The organism is Helicobacter pylori FD535 (assembly GCF_000296015.2).
Taxonomy (GTDB): Bacteria; Campylobacterota; Campylobacteria; order Campylobacterales; family Helicobacteraceae; genus Helicobacter; species Helicobacter pylori_CT.
In genome coordinates, this window is sequence record NZ_AKHP02000031.1 from 1 (window position 1) to 8,061 (window position 8,061).

Below are 8,061 nucleotides of genomic sequence, written 5' to 3' on the forward strand. Positions count from 1 at the left end.
TACAGCACCCTAAACACCCTTATCAAATTGTCCGCTGATCCGAGCGCGATTAACGCAGTTCGTGAAAATCTGGGCGCGAGCGCGAAGAATTTGATCGGCGATAAAGCCAACTCCCCGGCGTATCAAGCCGTGCTTTTAGCGATCAACGCGGCGGTAGGGTTTTGGAATGTCGTGGGCTATGTTACGCAATGCGGGGGTAACGCCAATGGCCAAAAAAGCACCTCTTCAACCACCATCTTCAACAACGAGCCAGGGTATCGATCCACTTCCATCACTTGTTCTTTGAACGGGTATGTGCCTGGATACTACGGCCCTATGAGCATTGAGAATTTTAAAAAGCTTAACGAAGCCTATCAAATCCTCCAAACGGCTTTAAAACAAGGCTTACCAGCGCTCAAAGAAAACAACGGCAAGGTCAATGTAACCTACAGCTACACTTGCTCAGGGGTAGGGAATAATAACTGCTTCATAACTGGAGTGAAACAACAAAACGGATCCAAGATGGAAACCCAAACCATAGACGGCAAAAGCGTGATCACCACGATCAGTTCAAAAGTCGTTGATAGCGGAGTGCCTAGTAATACATCACATGTCTCCTACACCGAAATCACCAACCAATTGAACGGTGTGCCTGATAGCGCTCAAGCGCTCTTAGCGCAAGCGAGCACGCTCATTAACACCATCAACACGGCATGCCCGTTTTTCCGTGCTAATAATAGTAGTGCGCCTAACGCCCCAAAATTCACTACTACTACTGGGAAAATATGCGGCGCTTTTTCAGAAGAAATCAGCGCGATCCAAAAGATGATCACGGACGCGCAAGAGCTTGTCAATCAAACGAATGTCATCAACAGCCATGAACAATCCACTCCGGTAGGCAATAATAATGGCAAGCCTTTCAACCCTTTCACGGACGCCAGTTTTGCGCAAGGCATGCTCGCTAACGCTCAAGCGCAAGCCAAAATGCTCAATTTAGCTAATCAAGTGGGGCAAACCATTAACCCTAGCAATATTACCGGGAATCTTCAACATTTTGTTAAAGACTTTTTAGCCACATGCAACAACCCCTCAACAGCTGGCACTGGCGCCACACAAGGTTCAGCTCCAGGCACAGTGACCACTCAAACTTTCGCTTCCGGCTGTGCCTATGTGGAACAAACCATAACGAATTTAAACAACAGCATCGCTCACTTTGGCACTCAAGAGCAGCAAATACAGCAAGCAGAGAATATCGCTGACACTTTAGTGAATTTCAAATCCCGATACAATGAATTAGGGAATACTTATAACAGCATCACCACCGCGCTCTCAAAGGTCCCTAATGCGCAAAGCTTGCAAAATGTGGTGAGCCAAAAGAAAAATCCTTATAGCCCTCAAGGCATAGAAACCAATTACTACCTCAATCAAAATTCTTACAACCAGATCCAAACCATCAACCAAGAATTAGGGCGTAACCCCTTTAGGAAAATGGGCATCGTCAGTTCTCAAACCAACAACGGCGCGATGAATGGGATCGGTATTCAGGTGGGTTACAAGCAATTCTTTGGCCAAAAAAGAAAATGGGGCGCTAGGTATTACGGCTTTTTTGACTACAACCATGCGTTCATCAAATCCAGCTTCTTCAACTCGGCTTCTGACGTATGGACTTATGGTTTTGGAGCGGACGCGCTTTATAACTTCATCAACGATAAAGCCACCAATTTCTTAGGCAAAAACAACAAGCTTTCTGTGGGGCTTTTTGGCGGGATTGCGTTAGCGGGCACTTCATGGCTTAATTCTGAGTATGTGAATTTAGCCACCGTGAATAACGTCTATAACGCTAAAATGAATGTGGCGAATTTCCAATTCTTGTTCAACATGGGGGTGAGGATGAATTTAGCCAGATCTAAGAAAAAAGGCAGCGATCATGCGGCTCAGCATGGCATTGAGCTAGGCGTGAAAATCCCCACCATTAACACCAATTACTATTCTTTCATGGGGGCTGAACTCAAATACCGCAGGCTTTATAGCGTGTATTTGAATTACGTGTTCGCTTACTAAAGCTTTTGTAGAACTCCCTTTTTAGGGGGGTTTTTTTAAACTCTCTTTTTTGAAGTTTTCTTTCTTTAAAGCTTTCTTTTTTAAACTCTCTTTTTTTAAAGCTCTCTTTTTTTGAAGTCTTTTTTTTGAAGTTTCTTTCTTTAAAGTTTTCTTTTTTTTGGGGGGTTTGATTCAAAATCCTTTTTAGCCTTTTTTAGTCAGTGGAAAACCTAATTCAAGCGATAGTTTTTAAAAAAAGCGCTTTTTTATAGGGGGGATTAGTGGGGTTGAAAGGGGGAGAATGGTTTCAAAGCGCTTTCTATCCCTTTAAGAAAATAAAACAAAACTTCAAGAAAATGAGTTTTACAATAAAATGAGAGCTAAAACGATAAAACAAAACTTCTTATTTTTTAAAAATGTAAAGAACATTAAGAAATAAAGCTTATGGTGGAAATAAAGTTAAAAACAACCTAACGCTTTAATCCAAATCAAAGCGTTAAATCTACCAAGCAATAAAGCTAAAACACTCTTTTAAAAGCGTTTTAGCGTGTTTTCATAAAGATGACTAAACCTTAAGCACGCTCAGACTTTTGTTTTTCTCTATACTCTATGATCATGCTGTGGATTTCATCTTTTAATTTTAATTTTTGTTTTTTCATGTGGCTGACTTCAGCGTCGCTAGCGTTTTGTTGCTCAGCGGTTTTGATGTCATCATCAAGTTGGTTGTGTTTCTCAAAAATCTTATCAAAATGCGGGTTATTCGCTTTTAACACGCTGATTTCGTCTCTAAATTCATGGAACATGGTTTTCTCCTTTAATTTTGGATGTTTAAAGTATAATAAACTATCTTTTTAAAAAAACAACTTAAAAGAGCTATAAAATAGCCTTAAAACGCGCGATAAACAACAAAAAGGAATACCCATGGACATTCGCAATGAATTTTTACAATTTTTTCAAAATAAAGGGCATGCCATTTATCCTAGCATGCCTTTAGTGCCTAATGACGCTACCTTGCTTTTTACCAATGCCGGCATGGTGCAATTTAAAGATATTTTTACCGGGATTGTGCCGCGCCCTAGCATTCCTAGAGCAACAAGCTCGCAATTGTGCATGCGAGCGGGTGGCAAGCATAACGATTTGGAAAATGTCGGTTACACCGCAAGGCACCACACGCTTTTTGAAATGCTAGGGAATTTCTCTTTTGGGGATTATTTCAAAGAAGAAGCGATCTTGTTTGCGTGGGAATTTGTAACTAAAAATTTAGGGTTTAAGCCTAAAGATTTATACATCAGCGTGCATGAAAAAGACGATGAAGCCGTTAAGTTATGGGAAAAGTTTGTGCCTGTTGATAGGATTAAAAAAATGGGCGATAAAGATAATTTCTGGCAAATGGGCGATAGCGGGCCTTGCGGGCCTTGCAGTGAAATTTATATTGATCAGGGCGAAAAACACTTTAAGGGGAGCGAGGATTATTTTGGGGGCGAGGGCGATAGGTTTTTAGAAATTTGGAATTTGGTGTTCATGCAATACGAACGCTCTAATGATGGCGTTTTGTCCCCCTTGCCAAAGCCCAGCATTGATACAGGCATGGGGTTAGAAAGGGTGCAAGCGCTATTAGAACGTAAGCTCAATAATTTTGATTCTTCCTTATTTGCGCCCTTAATGGAAGAAATCAGCGATCTTACAAGCTTAGATTATGCGAGCGGGTTCCAGCCAAGCTTTAGGGTAGTGGCCGATCACGCAAGAGCGGTAGCGTTCTTGCTCGCTCAAGGGGTGCATTTCAATAAAGAAGGCCGTGGGTATGTTTTAAGGCGCATTTTAAGGCGAGCCTTAAGGCATGGGTATTTAATGGGCTTGAAAGAAGCGTTTTTATACAAAGTCGTGGGCGTGGTGTGCGAGCAATTTTCTCACACGCATGCGTATTTGAAAGAGTCTAAAGAAATGGTGGTAAAAGAATGCTTTGAAGAAGAAGAGCGCTTTTTAGAGACTTTGGAATCGGGCATGGAATTGTTTAACTTGTCTTTAAAGCATTTGAATGAAAATAAAATCTTTGATGGCAAGATCGCTTTCAAGCTTTATGACACTTTTGGTTTTCCTTTGGATTTAACGAACGACATGCTAAGAAGTCATGGGGCGTGCGTGGATATGCAAGGCTTTGAATCTTGCATGCAAGAGCAAGTGAAACGCTCTAAAGCTTCATGGAAAGGCAAACAAAATAACGCTGATTTTAGCGCTATTTTAAACGCTTATGCGCCCAATGTTTTTGTGGGGTATGAAACGACAGAATGCACTGCTAAAGCCTTAGGGTTTTTTGATAGCGATTTTAAAGAAATAACCGATGCAAAGCCTAACCAAGAAGTCTGGGTGTTGTTAGAAAAAACCCCTTTTTATGCAGAAGGTGGGGGGGCTATAGGCGATAGGGGCACGCTTTTTAAAGATAATGAAGAAGCGGCTATAGTGTCAGACACGAAAAACTTTTTTGGGCTTAATTTTTCGCTCCTTGAAATCAAAAAAGCGCTAAAAAAAGGCGATCAAGTGATCGCGCAAGTGAGCGATGAGCGCCTAGAAATCGCCAAACACCATAGCGCGACGCATTTATTGCAGAGCGCTTTAAGAGAAGTTTTAGGCTCGCATGTGAGTCAAGCAGGGAGTTTGGTGGAATCCAAACGATTGCGCTTTGATTTCTCACATGCTAAAGCGCTCAATGATGAAGAGTTAGAGAAAGTAGAAGATTTGGTTAATACTCAAATTTTCAAGCACCTAAAAAGCCAGGTGGAGCATATGCCCTTAAACCAAGCCAAAGATAAGGGAGCGTTAGCGTTATTCAGTGAAAAATACGCTGAAAATGTGCGGGTGGTGAGCTTTAAAGAAGCGTCCATTGAATTGTGTGGGGGTATTCATGTGGAAAATACCGGGCTTATCGGGGGGTTTAGGATTGTAAAAGAAAGCGGGGTGAGTAGTGGGGTCAGACGCATTGAAGCGGTGTGCGGTAAAGCCTTTTACCAACTGGCTAAAGAAGAAAGTAAAGAGCTTAAAAACGCTAAGACTTTATTGAAAAATAACGATGTGATCGCCGGCATCAACAAGCTTAAAGAGAGCGTGAAAAACAGCCAAAAAGCCCCCGTTTCTATGGATTTACCGGTTAAAAAAATCCATGGCGTGGATTTGGTGGTGGGCGTCGTGGAACAAGGCGACATTAAAGAAATGATTGACCGATTGAAAAGTAAGCATGAAAGATTGCTCGCTATGGTGTTTAAAAAAGAAAACGAACGAATCACTCTCGCATGCGGGGTGAAAAACGCGCCCATAAAAGCGGACGCATGGGCTAATGAAGTGGCGCAAATTTTAGGGGGCAAAGGGGGCGGGAGAGGTGATTTTGCGAGCGCTGGGGGTAAGGACATTGAAAAATTGCAAGCCGCGCTCAATTTAGCGAAAAATACCGCTCTTAAAGCTTTAGAGGGATAGCATGGAGCTTATTTTAGGCTCTCAATCTGGTGCTAGGGCGAATCTTTTAAGAGAGCATGGGATTGAGTTTGAACAAAAAGCGCTCTATTTTGATGAAGAAAGCCTAAAAACCACAGACCCTAGGGAGTTTGTCTATTTGGCGTGCAAGGGGAAATTAGAAAAAGCTAAAGAGTTACTTGCGAATAATTGCGTTATCGTGGTGGCTGATAGCGTGGTGAGCGTGGGTAATCGCATGCAACGAAAAGCTAAAGACAAGCAAGAAGCCTTTGAATTTTTAAAACGCCAAAATGGTAATAAAATAGAGGTTTTAACCTGCTCTGCATTGATTTCCCCCAAACTGGAATGGCTGGATTTATCGGTTTTTAGAGCGCGTTTAAAGGCGTTTGATCCCAGCGGAATAGAAAAATATTTAGAGAGCGGTTTGTGGCAAGAAAGTGCGGGCTGTGTGCGGTTAGAAGACTTTCATAGGCCCTATATTAAAAGCTCAAGCGAGAATTTGAGTGTGGGGTTGGGGCTGAATATGGAAGGCTTGTTAGGGGTGCTAAAATTAGGGGCTAAACTTTCATCGTTATAAACGCTATTGTTTAATATTTATTCTATAAAACACTCAATAATACTATTTTTTAGCGAGCCACCCTCTTGACAAACAAAAAAAACGATATACTCCAGTATTTGATATTTAAAGGGTTTCTCGCATGGCGCATTTTATTTTTTCTGTTGTGGTGGTGCTTTTATGGTTGGTTGCGTGGGGCATATATCTCGTGTTTGGGAAGAACTTAAAAAGAGAGATGGAAGGGATAGAAAATTCTGATCCCAATCAAAACAATCCTTTCATTGCTGCTGCTATGGGTATTGGAGGAGCGGCTATCAGTATTTTTTTCCCAGATACCAAACCAATCGTTGATGGCGTCAAGCCGTAGAAAGGATAAACTCACAGAGGGGCAAAAAATTTTAATCTCTAGCTTAAGATTCTTGTCGTTATTTTGCATTGTTGTTGCAGCAATGATAGGTGTGTGTCTCATTTGGAGTTTCAATGGGTGGTCTTTTTGGAAAGTAACGGATTATTTTCTTCTTTATGTGTTTTTTTGCTCCGCTTCAATATTTCCAAATATACCTATTAATGGTATATTAGATGATCGATAATTGGTTCATGATAAAAAGCAATGTTTTTAGGCTTATCCCTAAAAGATAAGCGTTAAAAACACTCCACCTAACTGATAAACCCTCTTGACAAACAAAAAAAACGATATACTCTAGCATTTGATGTTTAAGGAGTTGTCATGGGGTCTTGGTCTCGTATTCTTGTATCAATCTTGGTGGTGGTTTTGGGATTAGTGCTTGTTGCCATGCTAATAAATTGGCATGTTTAGCGGGAATGATCTATTGTGGCTATGGCATTATTATGGATTTTAGCGTTCTATCATCTACAATGTGGTGGTGGTCTTTATCAAAAATAACATGGTTTTGTGTGGGCTATATCGCTTTATGGGGGCTTACGCTTTTTATGGGTTTTTTACATGTTCTACAATAGAAGACTATTCGTAAAAATTGATTGAAAAAATTAAAATAGGGGGGACGCTAGAACCTTTAAACAGGTTCTAGCAAAAATACAAGGTTAGGGATTATTTCCCAAAACGCCCACCGGTGGTAGGGTAGCCATAAACAGAGCCATCTTTGATTTTCATGTGATCTTCCCAAGGCAATTTGTATTTACCAGCGGCTAAGTCTTTGATGTAGGTCAAGCCTGCGTCATGTTCTCCGCCCGGTTTAGCCACATACCCTCTATGGCCTAGGTTGTAAATGTTGTTTTCTAAGCCCCAGCTCAAGCGGGCGTTGTCTGCCATTTTAGGATAGATTTCCCCGGTTACAATCTCCCAAGGGTTGCGGTGCCCTTGAACGAGAGTCGTGCCATCAAAGTTACAGATTTGCCCCTCGCCAAAGTAGTAAAAGACATTATCATAGCCGGCCAAATTCACGCTCACGGTATACATCAAATTGTGCCACGCATTGGAGCGGTTGGCCAAAATCCATTGTTCATTGACTTGAGTGCTATAGCCTGAAATGCGGATATACACATTGCACCCTTTATAGGCCGCTTCTCTAGCGAGCTCTGGAATCATGCCGTCATGGCAAATGCACACGGCTAATTTTGATCCGCCCGGACCCTCGCACACAGGCATTCCTAAATCCCCAGGATACCATGGTTCAATGGGATTCCATGGGAATAGCTTGCGGTATTTTAAAATGATTTCACCTTGCGGATTGATGATAATGGCGGTGTTGTAGGGGTTTTTGTTAGAATCAGGATTGCGTTCCATGATTGAAAAAACGCCATAAACTTTCGCCTCTTTACACGCTTGAGCGTATAACTCTGTCTCTTTACCCGGGACATCTAATAAAAACTCTTCGCTAAGCCACTTAGCGGTATTCAAACCTTGCGTGCTATACTCAGGGAAAATGATAAGTTCCACTCCCGGATACCCCGCTTTAGTCGCATGCAAGGTTCTGATAATGCTTTCAATATTGTGATCAATATCCTTACGGCTATTGACAATTGGCACAGGAAACTGAATGGCT

At 41.7% G+C, this 8,061-nt stretch carries 5 protein-coding genes and 2 pseudogenes; 5 read left to right on the plus strand and 2 right to left on the minus strand.

What is annotated here, in order from left to right; genetic code table 11:
• On the plus strand, nucleotides 1-2,040 hold a 2,040-nt coding region (gene babA, locus DV63_RS13615), incomplete at its 5' end, for a Hop family adhesin BabA (protein WP_020982425.1).
• Between the two features lie 551 nt (nucleotides 2,041-2,591).
• On the opposite strand, the gene DV63_RS13625 is transcribed toward babA, so the two are convergent.
• Entirely contained in the window at nucleotides 2,592-2,822 is a 231-nt protein-coding gene (locus DV63_RS13625; protein ID WP_000468330.1) for an HP1242/YdcH family protein, read from the minus strand.
• Nucleotides 2,823-2,940: 118 nt separating this feature from the next.
• Between DV63_RS13625 and alaS the strand changes: the two genes are divergently transcribed.
• The 4 genes and pseudogenes from alaS to DV63_RS18655 all read left to right on the plus strand — a co-directional run bounded on the left by alaS (nucleotide 2,941) and on the right by DV63_RS18655 (nucleotide 7,029).
• Nucleotides 2,941-5,484 carry an alanine--tRNA ligase gene (alaS, locus tag DV63_RS13630; RefSeq protein ID WP_000354745.1) on the plus strand — a complete coding sequence of 848 codons (2,544 nt, stop codon included), beginning with the start codon at nucleotides 2,941-2,943 and terminating at the stop codon, nucleotides 5,482-5,484.
• A gap of 1 nt (nucleotide 5,485) precedes the next feature.
• On the plus strand, nucleotides 5,486-6,058 hold the full coding sequence (gene maf / locus DV63_RS13635) for a septum formation inhibitor Maf (RefSeq protein WP_000420213.1): 573 nt from the start codon (nucleotides 5,486-5,488) through the stop codon (nucleotides 6,056-6,058).
• A 121-nt stretch (nucleotides 6,059-6,179) separates the two neighbouring features.
• Nucleotides 6,180-6,627 (plus strand): annotated as a pseudogene (locus tag DV63_RS13640) (hypothetical protein).
• A 145-nt stretch (nucleotides 6,628-6,772) separates the two neighbouring features.
• A pseudogene (locus DV63_RS18655) lies at nucleotides 6,773-7,029 on the plus strand (hypothetical protein).
• Nucleotides 7,030-7,106: 77 nt separating this feature from the next.
• Here the strand turns inward: DV63_RS18655 and DV63_RS13650 are convergent.
• The coding region (locus DV63_RS13650; RefSeq protein WP_020982427.1) for a formamidase at nucleotides 7,107-8,061 on the minus strand (955 nt) is incomplete at its 5' end.

What these genes read in the sequence shown, in the direction of transcription:
- DV63_RS13625 (WP_000468330.1), bottom strand. Translation starts at nt 2,822, where the DNA reads ATGTTCCATGAATTTAGAGACGAAATCAGCGTGTTAAAAGCGAATAAC.
- alaS (WP_000354745.1), top strand. Translation starts at nt 2,941, where the DNA reads ATGGACATTCGCAATGAATTTTTACAATTTTTTCAAAATAAAGGGCAT.
- maf (WP_000420213.1), top strand. Translation starts at nt 5,486, where the DNA reads ATGGAGCTTATTTTAGGCTCTCAATCTGGTGCTAGGGCGAATCTTTTA.